Here is a 20540-nt window from a genome sequence, read left to right as displayed (position 1 = left end):
CAATTCAAACTGGTTCCATCAGAGACCTGGCCGTGGCCAGACCAGTCCCGGCTCATGCCTGCCGCCACGTCCGCCGGGGCCCTCTCCCTAGCCGATTGGCGGGATTCAGGAAAGGTGGCGGACGATTTCGGGTAACAAGGTTGCGTCTCCGCAGGCCAGAACAGTGCCATCGCTCTCAAGTGTCAGAGGCTGTCCCTGCCAGTCCGTGATCCGGCCGCCTGCGCCTTCAACAACCGGAACAAGCGCCCCCCAGTCCCAGGGCTTCATCGTGCATTCGGCAATGACGTCGATCTGGCCGAGGGCAAGGAGGCCATAGGCATAGCAGTCTCCGCCCCAGGATGTGCGGCGGGTATGTTTTTGCAGATTGGCAAAGCGCGGGGCATGCGCGGCGGTCATGATTTCGGGCGCCGTACAGGAAAGTTCGGCCTCGGCTGCCTGCGGGCAGGGACGCGTCCCGACAGTGCCGGGCAGGCGATCGGACACGAAGCGGGTCGGGCGGCCGGAAACGCCCAGCCAGCGCTCGCCGGTGACAGGCTGGTCGATCAGTCCGAGAACGGGACGGCCCTTGTGGAACAGGGCAATAAGCGTGCCGAAAGTGGGACGCCCGGTCAGGAACGCACGTGTGCCATCAATGGGATCCAGCACCCAGAGCCAGTCACTGCTGGCGCCGCTCATGCCGTTTTCCTCGCCGAGGATGGCGTGCTCCGGCAGGCGTTCTTCGAGAATGGCGCGCATGGCCTGTTCGGCCTGACGGTCCGCGATAGTGACGGGGCTGTCATCGGATTTGGCGTCGGCGCGAAGGGAGGTCCGGAAATGGGGCAGGACGGTCTGGCGGGCGATATCTGCGCAGGCTGTCGCAGCGTCGATGGCAGTCTGCAGAACCGTTTCACTCATGATTTTCGTCTATTCCCGTCGCTTGAGCATGACCTGAGATTGACGCCCGTTGTGGCGGGCGGCATCAGAGGGGCCATGCATCCGATCATCGTCATTCCGACCAGACTTGCTTCGACCCGCCTGCCGCGCAAGCCCCTCGCTGATATTGGGGGCGTCCCAATGATCGTCCGGGTTGTCCGCCGGGCGCTGGCAGCAGAGATCGGACCTGTAGTCGTAGCGGCAGGAGATGCGGAGATCCTCGATATCATCAGGGATATTCCTGGCGTTCGCGGCGTGCTGACCGACTCGGCGCTGGCGAGCGGCTCGGACCGGGTTCATGCGGCACTGGCGGAAGTGGATCCGAATGGCGCACATGATGTGGTCATTAATCTTCAGGGCGATCTGCCCCTGATTGAGCCCTCCAGCCTGACCGCTGTTCTGAAACCTCTGGAAGATCCGGCGTTCGATATCGGCACGCTGGCGGCTCCGGTGACGAGTGAGGCTGAACGCGACGCCTCGCAGGTTGTGAAGATTGCCTGTGCCTTCGGTGAAGATGCTGTCACCCGGGCACTATATTTCTCGCGACTGCCCATTCCATGGGGTGAAGGGCCACACTGGCATCATGTGGGCGTCTATGCCTGGCGTCGGCATGCGCTGGAGCGTTTCGTGTCTCTCGCCCCATCTGCGCTGGAGCGGCGGGAAAGTCTGGAGCAGCTTCGTGCGCTCGAGGCAGGCATGACGATTGGCTGTGCAAGGATTGACCATGCGCCGCAGGGGGTGGATACGCCTGCTGATCTGGAACATGTGAGAGGGTTGGTCTGATGCCGGTCATTGCATTTCAGGGCCGTCCCGGCGCCTATTCCGATCTGGCGTGCCGTCAGGCGCGTCCCGGCTGGACCACGTTGCCGTGTCCGACATTTTCCGATGCGATTGACGCCGTGCATGACGGACGGGCCGATGAGGCTCTTCTGGCCTGTGAGAACACGCTGGCCGGGCGTGTGCCGGACATTCATTCACTTCTGCCAGACGCCGGGCTTCACATTGTCGGAGAATATTTCCAGCGGGTCGAGCACTGCCTTCTGGGCATACCGGGCGCGAAGATCGAAGACGTGCGCCGGATTCACACGCATCCGGTCGCGCTGGGCCAGGTCCGCAAGCTGATCAGCGAACTGGGTGTGGAGCCGGTGGTGCAGTTCGATACGGCCGGTGCGGCTGAGATGGTCGCACAGTGGGGACGCAGGGAAGATGCGGCGATCGCGTCTTCTCTGGCGGCCGAACTGAACGGCCTGACGGTGCTGCGTAGCAATGTCGAGGATGCTTCGCACAACACGACGCGTTTCTATCGTGTGGCACGCAAACCTTGTATTCCTTCGTCTGAACGCAAAGATGTGCTCACAACACTGCTGATGCGCGTCGGAAACTGCCCGGGTGCGCTTTATGCGGCATTGGGTGGATTTTCCCGACATGGTATCAACATGACGCGGATCGAAAGCTACATGCTGGACGGCTCGTTCGCAGCGACGCAGTTCCTGATGGATGTCGAGGGGCATCCGGAACAGGCCCCGCTGGCGGCGGCGCTCGCAGAACTTGAGCAGGTCAGCGATGATCTCAGAATTCTGGGTGTTTACCCAAGCAGCCTTTCGCGCCGCGCAGCGTGACGGCAGAACAGGCAGAGCCCATGACAGAAGGCGGAACAATGACGGACACGAGCATGTATCAGGGGTCGCTGACGGCTCTGGTTACTCCGATGCATCCCGACGGACGGATTGATTTCGACGTTTCGACCAGACTGATCGAGCGTCAGATCGAAGCCGGGACAACGGCACTGATCCCGGCCGGCACCACAGGCGAAAGCCCGACGCTGTCCCATGACGAGCATGGACGCGTTGTGGCGCATTGTGTGGAGACGGCGAATGGTCGCGTCCGTGTGATGGCAGGTGCTGGTTCCAACAGCACTTCCGAAGCCGTTCTCATGGCAAAGCACGCCCATTCCGTCGGAGCGGACAGTCTTCTGGTCGTCGTGCCTTATTATAACAAGCCGTCGCAGGAAGGCCTGTACCGTCATTTCATGACGATTGCCGATGCAACGGCGCTACCGATGTTCCTGTACTGCATCCCCGGCCGGTCAGTCGTGGACATCTCGGTGGCAACGATGGCGCGTCTTGGTGAGCACCCGAATATTGTTGGAACCAAGGATGCGACCGCCAATATGGCCCGGCCAATTGCGGTACGTCGTGCCGTGGGCAAAGAGTTCAACCAGCTCTCTGGCGACGATAATACTGCTCTCTCATTCCTTGCTGCGGGTGGTGACGGATGCATTGGCGTGACGTCCAATGTCGTACCGCATCTGTGCGCCGACATGCATCTGGCCTGGCAGGAAGGGCGGATCGAGGATGCGATCGCCATTCAGGATCATCTGACGCCGCTGCATGACGCCATGTTCATGGAAAGCAACCCTGGGCCGGTGAAATACGCTCTGTCCAGACTGGGTCTGTGCAATGCGACGCTGCGCCTGCCTCTCGCGGAGCCGCGGGAGGCAACGCGTCTGGCCATTGATGAGGCTCTGCGTTCTCTCGAGCTTCTGGACTGATTGCGGGTATGGCAGGAAAGAAAACCAAGAGCGGCATGATTTCTCACGGAATGGCCGCACAGAACCGCAAAGGTCGGTTCGATTACACCATTCTGGAAACAACGGAAGCCGGGATTGTCCTGAAAGGGCCGGAAGTCAAAAGCCTTCGCCTCGGTCGGGCGACCATCACGGAAGCCTATGCAGCCGAGCGTGATGGCGAGATCTGGCTCTTCAATTCCTACATCCCCGAATATCAGGGGGGCGTGCTTTCCCGCTTTGAGCCACGCGCACCGCGCAAACTGCTGATGCATCGCAAACAGATCGCCCATTTTCTGGGAGCGGTCAGTCGGGCAGGTGCCAGTCTTGTACCGCTGGACATTCACTTTAATGCCCGTGGCATTGCGAAAGTCACGCTTGGTCTGGGACAGGGGCGGCGTAAGGAAGACAAGCGCCACGCGATTGCTGAACGTGACTGGAAGCGTGACAAGGCCCGTCTGGTACGCAGCAGCGGCAAAGATTACTGACGCATAAATCCTTATGGGTCATCATAAAAAGGCCGGAGTTTTCCGGCCTTTTTATTTGCCTGATACCTGAGGATCGGCGCATGAAAAAAGCCGCCGCAGCAGAAGCTGGCAGCGGCTTTTTTATTCAGACCGAAGTCTGGATCATTCAGTCAGCGCTGATTTCAGCAGCTTCCGGACCCTTCTGGCCCTGAACAACCTTGACGTTGATCGTCTGGCCTTCGTCAAGCGTGGGCAGGCCCGAACGCTCGAGAGCGGAGGCGTGGACAAAGATGTCCTTGCCACCGGATTCCGGCGTAATGAAGCCGAAGCCCTTCGTGGCGTTGTACCACTTGACCGTGCCACGCATGTCTTCAGCGCGGGACAGGTCCGGAGCCGGACGGCCCGGACGTGCACCACCGAAGCGCGGCTGGTCACCGAAAGCAGCGCGGGGACGCGGTGCTTCTGCCGTGCTCTCGTCAACGGAGAGGACTTCAGCAACCTGACGGCCCTTGGGACCCTGGCCGATGCGGACCACAACGGTTGCACCCGGATTGACGTTGCTGACACCAGCGTTCGTCAGGGCGTTGGCATGCAGGAAGATGTCGCCCGAGCCGTCGGACAGTTCAACGAAACCGAAACCCTTTTCGGTGTTGAACCACTTCACGCGGGAGCTGATTTCCGGGCCTGAAGCAGCGACGAAGCTGTTGCGGCGGGGGGCGCCGTAGCCACCACCACCATTTCCACCACCAAAGCCTCCACGGTCGCCATAGGACGGCTGGGACGAGTATGTGTCGTCAAACCCGCCGCGGCGAGGTGAGTTGAAGCTGCTGCGGTCGGTTCTGTTGTTTCTCAACGGTCTAATCCCGAGACTGGGGTGCCATGGTAGGGCGGGGCCTGCCGTGACGTAATTTCAAAAATTTGGAAAAAAACAATGCTGTTTCTCTCCTGCAGCAATCTCTAGCACGCTTTTTTCCTCCTCTGCCACAGGGAATATGGGGCTGAAACATAACTCGCGCTAATTTTAAGATTGTGATGAGTCTCGTGGAGACTTTGATTCGGCGCGTGGAAATGACATACACACGGTTCCCAGTACTTGGTGGTTCCGGACCCCGCGCGTAACAGAGGTGCCCATGCGAAGCCGACTGACTTTTTCCATTGGAGCCACTGCCGTGCTGGCGCTGTCTTCTTCTGCCATGGCCACACCGTTACAGGACCCGTACGGAACCTGGACCGTCCAAGGCGAGAACGACGCCATTTCCACTCTGAAAGGGACGTCGGATCAGTATTATACGTCTGGTCTGCGCATCAACTGGACTTCAGGAACGGACAATCTTCCCCGTCCGATCGCGAAGCTGAACCGCACGCTGATGGGCGACGGCGTGCAGCGCATCAGCATTGGTCTGCAGCAGATCATTGATACGCCGCGTGATACGCAGGCTGATAATCCGCCGCAGGGCGATCGTCCCTATGCCGGTCTGCTGCTGGGAACGGTGAACCTCATCAACGATACCGACCTTTCCCGGACCGTAATGGGAATCCAGTTCGGCATGCTTGGTCCGTCAGGACTGGGGCGTCAGGTCCAGAACGGATTCCATAAGGCCATCAGTGATACGCCGAGCACGGGCTGGGGCCATCAGCTTGCGAATCAGCCAATCTTTCAGGTTCAGGCCGGACGGATCTGGCGTCTGCCGGTTCTGAACGTTTACGGCATCCATGCGGATGTTCTGCCAGCGATTTCAGGCGCGGCCGGTGACTACCGGACTTATGCTGATGTGGCGACGACGTTTCGCATCGGGCAGGGGCTGGATAGCGATTTCGGTAATGCGACGATCGGACCGGGGCTGGATGGCACAGACGCGTTCCGCGCGACTCGTCCTTTTGCCTGGTACTTCTACGGCGGCGTCGAAGGACAGGCGGTGGGTTATGACGTGACGCTGCAGGGCAGCACGGTCCGTCCCAATGCGCCGCATGTCGACAAGGTCTGGGATGTGGGTGAAATCCATGCTGGTGTGGCGGTCATGTGGCATGGTGTTCGCCTGTCCTACAGTCAGAACTGGCAGACGGCGCAGTTCCAGACCCAGAAGGCTGGTCTGTTCAATTACGGATCGCTCAAGCTTTCAGTCAAATTCTGATCTGTTCGCAGGCAATGACATAAAAAAGCCGCCTCCCAGCTGGGAGGCGGCTTTTTTATGTTTGCGCGAGATGGGGAACGTGACTGTCGCGGATTGGCGCACCAAGCAGATACCCCTGGACCTCCTCGCATCCATTGGCATCAAGCAGGGCCATCTGGTGTTCTGTTTCCACACCTTTCGCACAGCAGGTGATGTTCAGGGACCGTGCCAGTGAAAGAATGGCATACATGATCTCGTCGGCACGCATGTCTTCGCCAAGATACTGAACGAAGGCGCGGTCGAGTTTGATCTGGTCCAGCGGGTAAATCCGAAGCCGCTCCAGCGAGGAATACCCCGCTCCGAAATCGTCGATAGCGAGCCTCACACCGAGTGCGCGGACACGGGAAAGTTCGCGGAAAGCGATGTCTGATGGACCGAATGGCCTGCACTCTGACAGCTCGATCTGCAGGCGTCCGGGAGGAAGGCCGGTTTCCGTCAGAACGGCTTCCACAAGAGGTGCGAGCCGTTCGTTCACAAGCCATACGGGCGAGACATTCACACAGACCCGCAAAGGCGTGGGCCAGTGCAGGGCTGCCTGGCAGGCGTTGCGCAGACTCCAGCTGTCCAGCGCTTCGATCATGCCGACTTCCTCGGCATAGCGGATGAACAGGTTCGGTGCGACCTCGCCATGTCCGGGACGCGTCCAGCGCAGAAGAGCCTCATGTCCGACGATTTTCTGGGACGCCGTGTCGACGATGGGCATCCATTTCAGGAAAAGAGCATCATCCTCAACCGCCTTGAGAAGATCCTGTTCCAGATTGGATGTGACAGCGTAGGCGTTGGTGAGTTCCGCACTGGCACGACGTTCATGTCCGCCACCGGTGCGATTGGCCTCCGTTAGCGCAGCCCGGGCAGCAAGAATCAGCTGATTCGCGTCTGCCGCATCCTGCGGATAGACGCTCCACCCCGCGGAAATCGAGAAAGGAATGGCACCCATATCCAGAGAGACGGGCGTGCTGGAGATTTTCAGGATCGCATTGACGAGGGAGCGTGTGGTCACGGCTGTCGTGCCGGGCGGGGTGAGAACCATGAAGTGGCCGCCGCCTACGGAACTCAGAAAACAGCCTTCCGGGAGGACTGCTTTGAGGCGTCGAATCATCTCCGCAAGGATCAGATCGGCTGTATCCCATCCGTAACGTTCATTGATGAGTGAGAGATGATCCAGATTAAGATGAATCAGGCTGAAGACGGCACGCCGGGAAAGTTGGCCTGTCTTCTCGATGAACTGATGCAGAACGTGGAGGCTTTCCTCGCGATCAGGCAGGGACGATTTTCCAAGATCTCCCGGTTCGGCTGCAATCTGACCTGCGACGTCATGCAGTGCACCCTGAGCGGCAGGGTAAAGACATGTTCCTGCCGGATAGCAGGCGATCAGGAACTGGTTCGTCCGACTGTCATGATGGGGAGGAACAGGACATCCGAGAAATGACCAGTCTGTGGAAAACTTCCCTCGAAAAGAGCCACTGCCACTCTGGGCATGATCTGCGGCAAGAATGGTTTCCCCGGCAATTGTCTTGCGCAGTGATGCTGGCAGATCGCCTGTAGATTGGAGAACACTGGCTGTGCCGGTTTTGGCGATATGCAGCAGGATAACAGCGGAAGCACCTGTTGCGGGCAGGAGCAGGCGAAAGAGAACGCATCGGCTATCCGAAAAGGTGCCAGAGTATTCGTGTGTAGTCCCTTTCTGAGCGCCTCTGGCAGGACTGCTCATCACATCGATACTCCATGAAATTCAGATGAATGCGTTATTTCAATTTGCATCATTATATATGCGTGAATTTTTCTGTCTAACCGGAAATCAGGAGCCTGTCGGTATCATTGCGGTCAAATATTTCCAGAAGAATTCGGAGTGCATGACCTCTGCTGCCTTTTAGATGTGGATTGCGGGTAATCTCGCGTTCGCTGTCCTGTTGCATGGCGGTCAGCAGCAGGCTCAGACGGGCACCCTGAGCCAATCGGAAACCGGGCAGGCCGGACTGGCGGTCACCGGCAATGTCACCGCCGCCACGGATCCGGTAATCTTCGTCGGCAATCAGAAAGCCGTCATTCGTGTCGCGCAGAAGGCTCAGGCGCCGAACGGCAGTAGGCGTTGCTGCTTTGTCATGAAGTAGAAGACAGAAAGACTGTTTCGAGCCTCGTCCAACACGACCGCGAAGCTGGTGGAGCTGGGCCAAGCCGAATCGTTCAGCCTGCTCGATGACCATGACCGAAGCCGCGGGAATATCCACGCCCACCTCAATGACCGTGGTGGCGACAAGAAGGCGCGTTTTACCCAGACGGAACGTGTCCAGCGCGTCCTGACGGACGGTAATGTCCTGCTTGCCATGAGCAAGGCCGACGAGGCCTTCGAAGCGCTGTTCCAGAGAGGCCCAGCGTTCTTCTGCCGCTGCTGCGGCCTGTGTTTCGCTGTTTTCGATGAGCGGGCAGACCCAGAAAACCTGCACCCCATCGCGCAGGGCACGACTGATGCCGGCGAGTACGCTGTCGAGCGAGTCCATGCTGTGCAGGGTCGTGCGGATCGGCTGGCGTCCCGGCGGTTTTGAGTCCAGACGGCTGACGCTCATTTCACCCCATTCCATAAGCTGGAGCGTACGGGGGATGGGGGTCGCCGTCATGACGAGAATGTCGGTCGCTTCCCCTTTGGCACTCAGATTCATGCGCTGGCGGACACCGAATCGGTGCTGCTCGTCGATGACGGCAAGGCCAAGGTCGTGAAAGGTCACGCCATCCTGAAACAGGGCATGGGTGCCGACAACGATCTTTGCAGTCCCATCTGCGATGGCAGCGAGGGTTTTGCGCCGTGCCGCGCCCTTGATGGTGCCGCTCAGATAGACGCATTCGGTCGGGCAGAGACGGGAAAGCGTTTCAAAATGCTGGCGGGCAAGGATTTCTGTGGGCGCCATCAGGGCGGCCTGTGCGCCAGACTCGACGGTCTGGAGCATGGCGTTCATGGCGACGAAGGTTTTGCCCGCACCGACATCGCCCTGCAGCAGGCGCATCATGGGCGTTGCAGCCGAAAGATCGGCAGCGATTTCGGCAATGGCCAGTGTCTGGGCGTGGGTGGGCTTATGCCCGAAGCGGCACAGCATTTCGGCCTGGAGTTCGCCAGTGCCGGGAAAGCTGCGTCCGTGCCGCTCACGGGCCTTGAGGCGGGCGAGGCCGAAGCAGAGCTGATCGGCCAGCAATTCGTCGGCAGCGAGGCGGGAGAGGGCGCGGTTGCGGACCGGCTCCCAGGCGATTTCCGGCGGAATGATCTCGGGAGACTGCATCAGGCGCAGCGCCTGCGCGAAGGATGGCCACTTGCGCTGGGTAACGAGAGCCGGGTCCAGCCATTCCGGGAGATCGGGCAGGAGGGCCAGAGCGGCACGCATGGCTTTGCGCACCGTATAGGGAAAGAGACCCGCGGTCAGGGGCCACACGGGTTCGAGCGAGGGGAAGCTGTCACGTTTGGCCCAGCTCACGACATGATCGGGCTGGGGCATCGTCAGCTCGCCTTGAAACGTGCCGGTCTTGCCGGAGACGAGGAGTTCGGCGCCGATCGTGGGGCTGGGCATGTTGCGCGTCTGGAAGAAGACCAGATCGAGCTTTCCGGTATCGTCCTCCGTGCGGATGATGGAGGGCTGTCCGGGGCGTCCGGCCTTGCGCAGGGAAAGGACGCGGACATGGGCTGTCAGGATTTCGCCGGGCGCGAGATTGTGTCCGTCTGCGACTGTGCGCAGAATGCGCCGGTCAACAACCCGTTCGGGCAGGGTGAACAGCAGGTCCAGCACGCGTCGGCCGCCTGCGATCTTCTCCAGCAGGGTAGCGTGCCGGGGGCCGATGCCGGACAGGCTCGTCAGCGGTGCGAAGAGGGGAGCGAGACGGTCATCCCAGGCTTCGTTGCGCTGTTCTTTGTCGGAATGGGATGGAAAAGATTGCGGGAACTGTTCGGACGGCATCGTGACAACGGGCGCTTCCCGTGCTCCTCGGGCTGACAGGCGATGGAACGGCAGGTATAGGGCATTAGCAGGATGGAACAAAACGAAACCATGACCCGTGAAATGTCCACAGCGTCCTTCGGCAGGTCTTTCGGACCAACCGTCTGGGGCGTGCCGGATGGCAGTGTGGCCTTTCTTCTCCGCCAGCGTCTCGCCGAGCATGACGGACCTCTGCTCCATGTTGCGCGCGATGACGCTGCCGTGGCCGCGCTGGCCGACATGCTGGCCTGGCTCATGCCGGAAGTGGAAGTTCTGCGTCTGCCGGCCTGGGACTGCCTGCCTTACGACCGCGTCTCGCCCAATCCGGTTCTGATTGCCGAACGGGCCGGGACGCTGTGCCGTCTGCTGGAGCCCACCAAGGCGCGGCGGATTGTGCTGACGACCGTGCATAGTCTGATCCAGCGCGTTCCTCCGCGCTCGGCGTTCCGGGGGCAGTCCATCAGCGTGAAGACGGGTGAGAGCCTCGATCAGGCCATGCTGATCGAACTGCTGATCGCCAACGGCTATACCCGGACCGATACGGTCATGGAAGCGGGCGAGTTCGCGACACGGGGCGGAATCTTTGATCTGTTTCCGGCCGGCGAGAGCGATCCGATCCGGTTGGATCTGTTCGGAGACGAAGTTGAGAACATCCGTGCGTTTGACGTTGGAACGCAGCGTTCCACCGAGACGCTGAAGCGCTTTGAACTCCGCCCGGTCTCCGAGTTTTCGCTGGGCCCGGACAGCATCAGCCGTTTCCGCACAGGCTGGCGCGATTCGTTCGGCCCAGCTGCAACATCCGATACGATTTACGAGAACGTCTCCGACGGCCGGCGTTATCCGGGGCTGGAGCATTACCTGCCGCTGTTCCATGACGGTGACGGACACCAGATGGAAACGCTGCTGGATTACTTGCCGGGTGGGGCAGTCAGCTTCGATCAACATGCGCCGGAAATCCTCAAGGCCCGGCTGGGCATGATCGCCGATCATTATCAGGCCCGCCGTGTGCCGACCCGCGAGGGCGAAATCCCGTACCGCCCGCTGCCGCCGCACAGGCTGTATCTGGATGCTCACGGCTGGGAGGCGATGCTGGCAGATGTCCCCTCCGTCATTCTCAATGCGTTTGCCATGCCGGATACGGCTCAGGGCGTGGATGCAGGCTATCGCCCCGGACCGCTGTTTGCCCGCGCCAAGGACGGAAGCCGGGCCGGGATGTTCGAAGCCTTCGGGCAGCAGGTGAAAACCTGGGCCGAGGCAGGACGCAGGACCTATGTCACGGCCTGGAGCCGCGGATCACGGGAACGAATCTCGCATCTTCTGGCCGAGCATGGTGTCACGACGACGTCCTATGAAGACTGGCCGGATGCGGCGGGCATGCCGAAGGGCACGACCGGCCTGCTGACGCTGGGGCTGGAGCGCGGATTCGTTTCGGACCGTCTGTGTTTCGTCTCCGAGCAGGATCTGCTGGGCGAGCGGATTTCCCGGCCGCCGCGTCGCCGCAAGCGTGGTGAGCAGTTCATCTCTCAGGTCGGCGAGATCGCGGAAGGGGATCTGGTTGTTCATTCCGATTACGGAATCGGGCGCTATGTCGGGCTTGAGACGGTCGTCGAAGGCCGCGTCGCGCATGACTACCTGTCGATCCTCTATGATGGGGAACAGCGGCTTCTCCTGCCGGTCGAGAATATCGAGCTTCTGAGCCGTTTTGGCTCCGAGCAGGCCGGCGTTCAGCTCGACAAGCTGGGTGGCACGGCCTGGCAGGCGCGCAAGGCCAAGATGAAGTCCCGCATCCGCGTCATGGCGGGTGAGCTGATCAAGACAGCCGCGGCCCGTGCGCTCAAGGATGCGCCGACGCTCGCGCCGGCTGAAGGACTGTGGGACGAGTTCTGCGCGCGCTTCCCGTTCGTGGAGACGGAGGACCAGTCTCGCGCGATTGCGGATGTGCTGGAAGACATGAGCGCCGGGCGGCCGATGGATCGTCTGGTTTGTGGCGATGTGGGCTTCGGCAAGACGGAAGTGGCGCTGCGGGCGGCGTTCGTGGCCGCACTTTCGGGGATGCAGGTCGCGGTTGTGGTGCCCACGACGCTGCTGGCCCGCCAGCATTACCGCAGCTTCTCGACGCGCTTCGAGGGCTTTCCGGTCAACGTAGCGCAGCTCTCACGCCTGATCACGCCCAAGGAAGCTACGAAGGTCCGCGAGGGCATGGCGGATGGCACGGTGGATATCGTGGTCGGCACCCATGCGCTGCTGGCCAAGACCGTGTCTTTTGAACGTCTGGGCCTGCTGATCATCGACGAGGAGCAGCATTTCGGTGTGGCGCATAAGGAACGTCTGAAGGCGCTGCGTGAGGACGTGCATGTCCTGACCCTGTCGGCCACGCCGCTGCCCAGAACACTTCAGCTTTCGCTGTCCGGCGTCCGCGAAATGAGCCTGATCGCGACCCCGCCGACAGACCGTCTGGCGGTGCGCACATTCATCACGCCGTTCGACAGCGTCATGATCCGCGAGGCGATCCAGCGCGAACGGTTCCGCGGCGGCCAGATTTTCTGTGTCGTGCCACGTCTGGCGGATATGGACCGGATGGCCGAGCGCCTGACGGAAATCGTGCCGGACGCCAAGACCGTGCAGGCCCATGGACGTCTGACGCCCACCGAACTCGAACGCGTTATGACGGAGTTCGCAGACGGAAAATACGACATCCTGCTCTCCACAAACATCGTGGAAAGCGGGCTGGACATGCCCAGCGTGAACACGATTATCATCCACCGCGCGGACATGTTCGGTCTGGGGCAGCTCTATCAGCTTCGTGGACGTGTCGGACGCGGCAAGCAGCGCGGTTACGCCTATCTGACCTGGCCGCAGACACGTCCGCTGTCTCCGTCATCGGAAAAGCGGCTCGAGGTCATGCAGACGCTGGATTCACTGGGCGCTGGCTTCACGCTGGCCTCCCATGACCTTGACCTGCGTGGTGCTGGCAACCTGCTGGGCGACGAGCAGTCCGGGCATATCAAGGAAGTCGGGATCGAGCTCTACCAGCAGATGCTCGAAGACGCCGTGATCGATATGCGCCGTGAGCGCGGCAAGCGTCAGGACGACGAGGACAGCTGGACCCCGACCATCATCCTCGGTCTGCCGGTCCTGATTCCCGAAGCCTATGTGCCGGATCTGCCGGTGCGTCTGGGGCTGTACCGGCGCATTGCATCGCTGACGAACGAGGCCGAGGTCGAGGCCATGCGCGCCGAGCTCGTGGACCGCTTCGGATCACTTCCGCCGGAAGTGGGCAATCTGCTCGATGTGGTCCTGATCAAGCGCCTGTGCCGTGAAGCCGGGGTGGAACGTCTGGAGACCGGACCGAAGGGCATGGTGATCCAGTTCCGCCGGAACCGTTTCCGCAATCCGGCGGCGCTGATCGACTGGGTAACGCGCAAGAAGGAATCGGGCGTGAAGATCCGTCCCGATCACAAGCTTGCGGTCATCCGCGAAATGACGAACGCGACCCGTATTGGCTATGCCAAGAAGGTCACGACCGTCCTATGCAAGATGATCCGCAAGCTTGAGGCGTCGAAATCAGGGGACTGAGAACGGCAGTGGGATGCGGTTGACGGTCACGACACCGCCGCTCAGCCCGATGTCCCATAGGGTCGCATCACCGCTCTGACGGCCCATCAGCCGGGCGATCGTCAGGGCGGCCACGACCTTCTTTGGAGCCGTGTCGCGGATCTGTCCGATCAGGGTCTCAACATTCGTGACACCGACATGCAGGTCTGCTGCCGATGTCGATGCGGTGGCGCCGGGCTCAATGGTGCCTTTGCCGTCAATGGTGCTGGTACCGGAGACAGCGTGCAGCGCGTTGATCGTGATCTGCTGGCGCGCCGTATCAAGGCCCTGGACCGTCAGATCGGCTGAAAGCTGTGTCGGCATGAGGGGCTGCTTGGTATCGTGGATACCGGTGCCCTCGACTTTCAGATGCAGGTCCGGTGTCGTCTGGACGGCCTGGATCGAGGCTTTGCGGATCGTCATGTCATGACCGGGACGGGCCAACTTGACGTCCGTCCATGCGGCCTGCGGTGTTCCAGGCCGGAGATCGCTGCTGTTGATCCCGAGACCCTGATCCTTGCAGGCATCGCTGATGCCGCCCTTGAAAGCACTGAGCGCGGCATAGGCTGCCACGGCATTGAAGCGCTCCAGGGTCGTGGCCTGCACGTGACCGGACGGATCGGAAAGGCTGATGCCACGGATATCAAGCGTGATGTCGGTTCCGGTCAGTGTGGCGTGAAGTGTTTTCGCCGTCAGGCCATGAGCGCCGCTCTGGGTTCCCGCAAGCTCGTAGGTAAAGCAGGATGCGGGCATGTCGGGCAGCGTGGATGCGCTGGCAACAGCCGGTATCAGGAGTGCGGCGGTCGCAGCAAGCATCGTAAGTCGAGTGAACATGAAAGATCTCCGGGGGCTGGAGAGGGAAAAGAGACGTTAAGACTGTATTAGGGAATGAGGAGATAGAGTGACGTACCCGCTCCCTGTTTCGGAGAAATGCGCGTGTCTTCTTCCATTTCCGCCATGCCCGCAATTCCGCAGTATGTCTCCATCATCAAGAATGAAGACTCTTCAGCGAACAAGTGGGAAAAAACAAGCGTCTCCACCCAGCAGGCCGTCGCTGCGTTCAAGGAGGATGCGTCGTCAATCAAGACGCCGGAGCAGCTTCTGAAGAACTACAAGGCACTCAAGGTTGTGCTCGGGGCATATGGAATGTCCTCGGCAATCAATGAAACTGCAGTACTCCAGAAGCTGATGACGCAGGACCCGACGTCCTCGAAATCCCTTGCGCAGACCAGCGGAAATTCGTCCTGGAAGGCATTTGCGAATGCTTTTTCCGACTGGTCGACTTCCCCGCTATCCTCCGCCGACACGGTGCAGAGCATCACCCAGAGCTATCTGACCAACAGCTATGAAGACAGCCTCCAGACAGAGACGCCGGGGCTGGGAGATGCTTTGTATTTTACCCGTACGGCGACAACGGACATGACTCTCGCCAACGTGATGTCAGATCCAAAGCTCCTGAAAGTTGCCGAAGTCGTCTCCGGCTTTGATACAACGCAGTTCGGCGCACTGGATTACGACCAGCAGGTCCGTCTGCTCGGCTCCAAGCTCGATATGTCCAAACTCAGCACCACCAAGGGGATCCAGCAGTTTGCACAGCAGTATCTGGCCATGCTGCAGATCCATCCGACAAAGACGACGACGCCAGCAAGCATGCTGACCCTGTATGGTGGCGATGGATCAACGAACGGTATCCTCTCGCTCTTTACCGGAAGTTCAAGCAGCGATAGCAGCTCGTCGCTGTATTCCGCCCTGTTCTAAGATTCTTCGCGACGTGACATTGCAAGACCGGCCCTGTATCGCAGGCACCTGATGGATTTCAGGTGAAGGGATAATCATGGCCGGACTGGACCCCACCGACTGGCGCGGTATCCGGGAGATCGGGCACCGGATGCTGGACGAGGTTTTCGACCGCATGGAGCATGTGGGCGAGGGGCCGATCTGGCGACCTATGCCGCCTTCGGCCCGCCAGGCCCTGAAGGAAGGGCTGCCCGAAACGGGGCATTCCCTGGACGATCTGTACGAACGCTACCGTGATCTGGTCGTGCCTTATGGAGTGGGAAATACGCATCCCGGCTTCATGGGATGGGTGCACGGGGCCGGAACGCCGGTTGGAATGCTGGCTGAAATGCTGGCGGGCGGACTGAACGCCAATTGCGGCGGTCGGGATCACGCACCGATTGAGGTTGAGCGTGAGGTGATCCGCTGGGCGCTCCAGATGGTCGGAATGCCGCAGGATGGATCTGGCTGTCTGGTAACGGGCTCATCCATGGCCAATTTCATCAGTGTGATTACGGCCAGCCGGGCGCAGAACCTGTCCATTCGGAAGGAAGGCATTGGTGGCCGGGGCCTTGTGGGCTATGCCGCGACAACCGCTCATGGATGCCTGCCGCGGGCCTTTGATCTGGCAGGGCTGGGCAGCGACGCGCTTCGCCGCGTTCCGGTTCTGGCGGATCATCGCATGGATGTCTCGGCGCTGCGGGATATGATTGCTGCCGATCGAGAAGCCGGTCTGGTGCCGTTCATGGTGGCCGGGACAGCCGGGACGGTTGATTGCGGCGCGATTGATCATCTGGCGGCGATCGAGGCCATCGCCCGCGAGGCTGGACTCTGGTTCCATGTTGATGCGGCTTTCGGTGCGCTGGCCTGCCTGTCAGACCGGTTTCAGCCTCGGCTTTCCGGAATCGAGAAGGCGGATAGTCTGGCGTTCGACTTCCACAAATGGGCACAGGTTCCTTATGACGCGGGCTGTGTGCTTGTACGTGACAGCCACAAACACGCGGCGGCTTTTGCGCAGTCCCTGGATTATCTGACGCGTGAAGAGCGCGGACTGGCCGCCGGCGCGCCGTGGTTCTGTGATTTTGGGCCGGATCTGTCCCGCGGGTTTCGGGCCCTCAAGGTCTGGATGACGCTCGGGCACTATGGATCGGAGCGCATGGGGCAGATGGTCGAGACATGCTGCGATGTCGCGGCGGATCTGGCCGAGCGCGTTGAGCGGACGGAAGGACTAGTCCTGCTGGCGCCTGTCACGCTGAATATCGTCTGCTTCGGGCTTGATGGGCTGGATGACGCCGAGGTCTCGGAACTGGTGCAGGATCTGCATGAAAGTGGGATCGCTGCACCGTCCACGACACGAATCAACGGTCGGCTGGCGGTGCGGGCGGCGATTGTCAATCACCGGACCACAACCGCCCATACCAACCGGATGCTGGATGCGGTTATCGCGCTGCGTGACGAGCTCCTGCGGGCGCGAACAGCGCGCTGAGCTGGGACATCATGGTTCCGCCGAGATCTTCGGCGGAACTGATGGTGACGCTGTTGCGGTAATAGCGCGTCACGTCATGACCAATGCCGATGGCCAGCAGTTCCGTGCTCCGGTCCGCTTCGATCCGGGCGATCACCTGCCGGAGATGATCTTCCAGATAGTTATGCGGATTGGCGGAGAACGTACTGTCATCCACAGGTGCGCCATCGGAAATCACCATCAGGATATGGCGATGCTCCGAACGGCGGCGCAGGCGTTTCCAGGCCCAGAGCAGGGCCTCGCCGTCGATGTTTTCCTTGAGCAGGCCATCACGCAGCATCAGGCCCAGATTACGCCGGGCGCGCCGTAAGGGCGTATCCGCATCCTTGTAGATGATATGGCGCAGATCGTTCAGGCGTCCCGGCTCAGCAGGGCGACCGGCTTTCAGCCAGCGCTCACGGCTCTGGCCGCCTTTCCACTGGCGGGTCGTGAAGCCCAGAACTTCGACCTTCACGCCGCAGCGCTCCAGCGTGCGGGCCAGAATGTCGCCGCAGATGGCGGCCGTGCCGATCGGCCGGCCTCGCATGGAACCGGAATTGTCGATCAGAAGAGTGACGACCGTATCGCGGAATTCCGTCTCGCATTCATGCTTGCAGGACAGCGGCATCGTCGGGTTGGTCACGACGCGGGACAGGCGCCCGGCGTCTATAATGCCTTCTTCCTGATCGAACTCCCAGCGACGCTGCTGCTGGGCCATGAGGCGGCGCTGCAACCGGTGCGCCAGACGGGAAACGAGACCGTGCAGCTGGGACATCTGCTGGTCAAGCTTCTGGCGCAGACGATCCAGTTCGTCCGGATCACACAGATCCGAGGCGCTGACTTCCTCGTCAAAATCAGTCGTATAGGCTTTGTAGGTGTTGGGGACTTCGGACGGACCAGCATCGGCCAGCTGATCCGAAGGGCCTGCCGCTTCCTCGGTGCCATCTTCAGACATCTCGGCGGCTTCGCTGGCATCGCTTTCGCCCGACAGACCGGTTTCACCACTCTCAGGCTGATAGCCTTCTTCTTCCTCTTCCGTAGCGGCAGGAGCCTGCTGGTCCTGACCATCCGCTTCGGGAGCGTCGCTGTCCGTCGTTTCCTCTTCGTCAGACGGCAGATCGGACGGTGCCATCTGCTCCTCGTCCTCGTCCGGCACGCTGGTCAGATGGCAGGCACCGAGGAAACGGGTTGTGGCGCGGGCAAACGCGGCCTGATCGCTCTGGGTATGGGCCATGTCTTCCAGAGCGGCTTTGGCGGCCGGGGTCAGGGAAGCGCGCCATTCATCCAGAGCCGGACCGGCCTGCACCGGCATGGGATGGCCGCTCATGGCCTCGCGGGCAAGGAGATCAAGCGCGACGGGAGCCGGCATGTCCTCGCGCGTTTTCATGCGGTTGCAGCCCATCTCGGCACAGTGCTGGGCGACACGCTGTTCCAGATTGGCGCGGACACCGGCCATGTGGCGTGACCCATAGACCTCGCAGCGGGCCTGTTCGAGCGTATCGAAAGCCTGTCGGGCCAGAGGCTCTGATGGCGCGCTGGCAGTTTTTTCAGCGTGGTACCGCATCCGCAGCGCAGCAGCATCCGCAGCCCCACGGATCTTGCGGATTTCCCAGTCATGCATATGGCGCGACAGATGCGGAAGTTCCACGCTGTCGGCGCCGGACTGGTTCTGCGGGCTTCCTTTGACGGCGCCCTGGAAATCCACACCCTTTTCCGGCGCACCACCTATGGCGCGCAGGGTGGCGACAGTCGCCTGCCGGAAGCGTTCCTGCCGCTGTTCGTCAGTCAGGGGATTCTTGGGAGCGGACAAGGGATCAGGCCAGCGGCGAGGCGTTGAAGCAGCGCTGATAGTACTCAGCCACGATGCCACGCTCGGCTTCATCGCACTTATTGAGGAAGGTCAGGCGGAAGGAGAACGCCACGTCATTGAAAATGCGGTTGTTCTCGGCCCAGGCGATGACGGAACGCGGGGACATGACGGTGGAGATGTCTCCGGCCATGAAGCCCGCGCGTGTCAAATTCGCCAGAGCAACCATACGCTCGACCAGTGTCGTGGCATCCTTGTCCTCTGCGGGGATCTTCAGCTTGGACGTCACGATGCTGACTTCCTGTTCCAGCGGCAGATAATTCAGGGTGGCGACGATGTTCCAGCGATCCATCTGGCCCTGATTGATCTGCTGGGTGCCATGATACAGACCGGTCGTGTCACCCAGACCAACCGTGTTGGCGGTCGCAAAGAGACGGAAAGCGGGGTTGGGCCGGATCACGCGGTTCTGGTCCAGAAGCGTCAGGTGGCCCTCGGCTTCGAGCACACGCTGGATAACGAACATCACATCCGGGCGTCCCGCGTCATATTCATCAAAGATCAGGGCGCAGGGATGCTGGAGGCACCATGGCAGCAGGCCTTCACGGAATTCAGTGACCTGCTTGCCGTCCTTGAGCACGATCGCATCCTTGCCGATCAGATCGATCCGCGAGACATGGCTGTCGAGGTTGATACGCACACACGGCCAGTTCAGGCGGGCAGCAATCTGCTCGATATGGGACGACTTGCCGGTGCCGTGAAAGCCCTGGACCATGACGCGACGGTTGAAGGCAAAGCCTGCGAGGATCGCGCGGGTCGTGTCTTCGTCGAATTTGTAGGACGGGTCGATGTCGGGGACATGCTCGGTGCGGACCGAATAGGCCGGGACCTGCATGTCCGTGCGGATACCGAAGACCTCGGCCGACGACACCATGCGGTCCGGAGCCCCAAGAACGCTGGTCGGGACGGCGGCGTTTTCAGCGGTGGTCACGGCTTCCGGGGTTTCGATCGTTGCGAAATCGCTCATGGTGTTCTTGGGCTTTCTCTGGCTTTGGATCAGGACGTTCTGGAGAAGATGAAGCCTTGGCGGTCTCTGTTCCAGTCTAAAAATTCAGGAAACGAAATCGTCCTGACGCGTGAAATGGACTCTAAGTGCGGCATAGGCCGATCCGATGGCCTTGAACCGTTCCTCGGATTTCGCATCGCCGATATTGGCATCCGGATGATGCTGACGGGCGAGGGCGCGGTAACGGCTCTTTACCTCATCAAACGAGACCGGCCATGTCAGGTCCAGCGTTGCCAGCGGCTGGCGTAGAGGCTCGGGGATCCCGGCGGTCTGGGCGGATGCACGCTGGCGCGCGGCATCCTTTGCACGTTCGGCGCGGCTGTGACGGGTAGCACCGAGAATGTCCAGCGGATCAAGGATGTCCTCCTCGTTGAATTCCGCCTTGTTGGCTGTTCCGGTGCCCAGCTTCCATGACGGGCGTTGCCATGACACATCCGCCCGCAGATGCGCCTCGATCTGCCCTGGTGTCATGCCGCGATAGAAATCCCAGCGGGAATTGTATTCGCGGACATGGTCGAGGCAGAGTCAGAAATAAGAGCGCAGGGCGTCGCGCCCGCGCGGCGCACGATAGCCGGCAGGTTCATTGCAGCCCGGATGGTCACAGACCTGTTCCGGCGCGTCAGGATCGGGATCGAAAGCCCGGTGTCTGGTGGATTTGCGCTGCATGGTGTCTGATATGGGCAATCACAGTGGCCTGATGCAAGCGGGCATTCCTCAAGCCGGA

At 60.9% G+C, this 20540-nt stretch carries 15 protein-coding genes and 1 pseudogene; 8 read left to right on the top strand and 8 right to left on the bottom strand.

Annotated features, from left to right (window positions below; genetic code table 11):
• Positions 1-105: 105 nt before the first annotated feature.
• Positions 106-894 (bottom strand): inositol monophosphatase family protein, encoded by a 789-nt coding sequence (locus GRO01_RS06495; protein WP_062510198.1) that lies wholly within the window; start codon positions 892-894, stop codon positions 106-108.
• A gap of 75 nt (positions 895-969) precedes the next feature.
• Here GRO01_RS06495 and GRO01_RS06490 point away from each other — a divergent pair, with 75 nt between their 5' ends.
• Genes GRO01_RS06490 through smpB form a run of 4 tightly spaced genes read left to right on the top strand, consistent with a single transcriptional unit; the run spans position 970 to position 3966 of the window.
• Entirely contained in the window at positions 970-1695 is a 726-nt protein-coding gene (locus tag GRO01_RS06490) for a 3-deoxy-manno-octulosonate cytidylyltransferase (RefSeq protein WP_062510200.1), read from the top strand.
• On the top strand, positions 1695-2531 hold the full coding sequence (locus GRO01_RS06485; RefSeq protein ID WP_062510203.1) for a prephenate dehydratase: 837 nt from the start codon (positions 1695-1697) through the stop codon (positions 2529-2531). The genes GRO01_RS06490 and GRO01_RS06485 overlap by 1 nt, the downstream gene beginning before the upstream one ends.
• 20 nt (positions 2532-2551) lie before the next feature.
• A complete protein-coding gene (gene dapA / locus GRO01_RS06480) occupies positions 2552-3463 on the top strand; it encodes a 4-hydroxy-tetrahydrodipicolinate synthase (protein WP_062510205.1) in 912 nt (303 codons plus the stop codon).
• A gap of 8 nt (positions 3464-3471) precedes the next feature.
• A complete protein-coding gene (gene smpB / locus GRO01_RS06475; RefSeq protein ID WP_062510207.1) occupies positions 3472-3966 on the top strand; it encodes an SsrA-binding protein SmpB in 495 nt (164 codons plus the stop codon).
• 145 nt (positions 3967-4111) lie between these two features.
• Here the strand turns inward: smpB and GRO01_RS13735 are convergent, their stop codons facing one another.
• Complete coding sequence (locus GRO01_RS13735) at positions 4112-4798, bottom strand: cold-shock protein (RefSeq protein ID WP_011251660.1); 687 nt, start codon at positions 4796-4798, stop codon at positions 4112-4114.
• 277 nt (positions 4799-5075) lie between these two features.
• Here GRO01_RS13735 and GRO01_RS06465 point away from each other — a divergent pair, with 277 nt between their 5' ends.
• Positions 5076-6077 (top strand): lipid A deacylase LpxR family protein, encoded by a 1002-nt coding sequence (locus GRO01_RS06465; RefSeq protein ID WP_062510208.1) that lies wholly within the window; start codon positions 5076-5078, stop codon positions 6075-6077.
• 55 nt (positions 6078-6132) lie between these two features.
• Here GRO01_RS06465 and GRO01_RS06460 read toward each other — a convergent pair whose 3' ends face one another.
• Together GRO01_RS06460 and recG are read right to left on the bottom strand one after the other, a co-directional pair.
• Complete coding sequence (locus tag GRO01_RS06460) at positions 6133-7827, bottom strand: putative bifunctional diguanylate cyclase/phosphodiesterase (protein ID WP_062510209.1); 1695 nt, start codon at positions 7825-7827, stop codon at positions 6133-6135.
• Positions 7828-7903: 76 nt separating this feature from the next.
• Positions 7904-10054, bottom strand: coding sequence for an ATP-dependent DNA helicase RecG (gene recG / locus GRO01_RS06455; protein ID WP_083541390.1), 2151 nt, complete (start codon positions 10052-10054; stop codon positions 7904-7906).
• A 72-nt stretch (positions 10055-10126) separates the two neighbouring features.
• On the opposite strand from recG, the gene mfd reads away from it, so the two are divergent.
• A complete protein-coding gene (mfd, locus tag GRO01_RS06450; protein ID WP_062510211.1) occupies positions 10127-13648 on the top strand; it encodes a transcription-repair coupling factor in 3522 nt (1173 codons plus the stop codon).
• Here the strand turns inward: mfd and GRO01_RS06445 are convergent.
• On the bottom strand, positions 13637-14500 hold the full coding sequence (locus GRO01_RS06445) for a hypothetical protein (RefSeq protein WP_062510213.1): 864 nt from the start codon (positions 14498-14500) through the stop codon (positions 13637-13639). The genes mfd and GRO01_RS06445 overlap by 12 nt on opposite strands.
• A 102-nt stretch (positions 14501-14602) precedes the next feature.
• Between GRO01_RS06445 and GRO01_RS06440 the strand changes: the two genes are divergently transcribed.
• Together GRO01_RS06440 and GRO01_RS06435 are read left to right on the top strand one after the other, a co-directional pair.
• Positions 14603-15424 carry a DUF1217 domain-containing protein gene (locus tag GRO01_RS06440; protein ID WP_062510574.1) on the top strand — a complete coding sequence of 274 codons (822 nt, stop codon included), beginning with the start codon at positions 14603-14605 and terminating at the stop codon, positions 15422-15424.
• Between the two features lie 76 nt (positions 15425-15500).
• A complete protein-coding gene (locus GRO01_RS06435) occupies positions 15501-16928 on the top strand; it encodes a pyridoxal phosphate-dependent decarboxylase family protein (RefSeq protein ID WP_062510215.1) in 1428 nt (475 codons plus the stop codon).
• Here GRO01_RS06435 and GRO01_RS06430 read toward each other — a convergent pair.
• The 3 genes and pseudogenes from GRO01_RS06430 to GRO01_RS06420 form a co-directional block, all read right to left on the bottom strand.
• A complete protein-coding gene (locus GRO01_RS06430) occupies positions 16882-18756 on the bottom strand; it encodes a cobaltochelatase CobT-related protein (RefSeq protein WP_062510217.1) in 1875 nt (624 codons plus the stop codon). The genes GRO01_RS06435 and GRO01_RS06430 overlap by 47 nt on opposite strands.
• 4 nt (positions 18757-18760) lie before the next feature.
• The gene (gene cobS, locus GRO01_RS06425; RefSeq protein ID WP_062510219.1) at positions 18761-19777 is read right to left on the bottom strand and encodes a cobaltochelatase subunit CobS; all 1017 of its coding nucleotides are present in this window, start codon (positions 19775-19777) and stop codon (positions 18761-18763) included.
• Between the two features lie 84 nt (positions 19778-19861).
• A pseudogene (locus GRO01_RS06420) lies at positions 19862-20482 on the bottom strand (DnaJ domain-containing protein).
• Positions 20483-20540: the final 58 nt, after the last annotated feature.

Origin of the sequence: Gluconobacter roseus NBRC 3990 (assembly GCF_006538885.1) — a bacterium.
Taxonomy (GTDB): domain Bacteria; phylum Pseudomonadota; class Alphaproteobacteria; order Acetobacterales; family Acetobacteraceae; genus Gluconobacter; species Gluconobacter roseus.
The sequence above is the reverse complement of the archived record's forward strand: the minus strand, read 5'-3'. Positions and strand labels throughout refer to the sequence as shown.

Excerpts from the sequence above, each read along its gene's own strand:
- GRO01_RS06495 (WP_062510198.1), bottom strand. The coding sequence starts at position 894 with ATGAGTGAAACGGTTCTGCAGACTGCCATCGACGCTGCGACAGCCTGC.
- GRO01_RS06490 (WP_062510200.1), top strand. The coding sequence starts at position 970 with ATGCATCCGATCATCGTCATTCCGACCAGACTTGCTTCGACCCGCCTG.
- GRO01_RS06485 (WP_062510203.1), top strand. The coding sequence starts at position 1,695 with ATGCCGGTCATTGCATTTCAGGGCCGTCCCGGCGCCTATTCCGATCTG.
- dapA (WP_062510205.1), top strand. The coding sequence starts at position 2,552 with ATGACAGAAGGCGGAACAATGACGGACACGAGCATGTATCAGGGGTCG.
- smpB (WP_062510207.1), top strand. The coding sequence starts at position 3,472 with ATGGCAGGAAAGAAAACCAAGAGCGGCATGATTTCTCACGGAATGGCC.
- GRO01_RS06465 (WP_062510208.1), top strand. The coding sequence starts at position 5,076 with ATGCGAAGCCGACTGACTTTTTCCATTGGAGCCACTGCCGTGCTGGCG.
- GRO01_RS06460 (WP_062510209.1), bottom strand. The coding sequence starts at position 7,827 with ATGAGCAGTCCTGCCAGAGGCGCTCAGAAAGGGACTACACACGAATAC.
- recG (WP_083541390.1), bottom strand. The coding sequence starts at position 10,054 with ATGCCGTCCGAACAGTTCCCGCAATCTTTTCCATCCCATTCCGACAAA.
- mfd (WP_062510211.1), top strand. The coding sequence starts at position 10,127 with ATGGAACAAAACGAAACCATGACCCGTGAAATGTCCACAGCGTCCTTC.
- GRO01_RS06445 (WP_062510213.1), bottom strand. The coding sequence starts at position 14,500 with ATGTTCACTCGACTTACGATGCTTGCTGCGACCGCCGCACTCCTGATA.
- GRO01_RS06435 (WP_062510215.1), top strand. The coding sequence starts at position 15,501 with ATGGCCGGACTGGACCCCACCGACTGGCGCGGTATCCGGGAGATCGGG.
- cobS (WP_062510219.1), bottom strand. The coding sequence starts at position 19,777 with ATGAGCGATTTCGCAACGATCGAAACCCCGGAAGCCGTGACCACCGCT.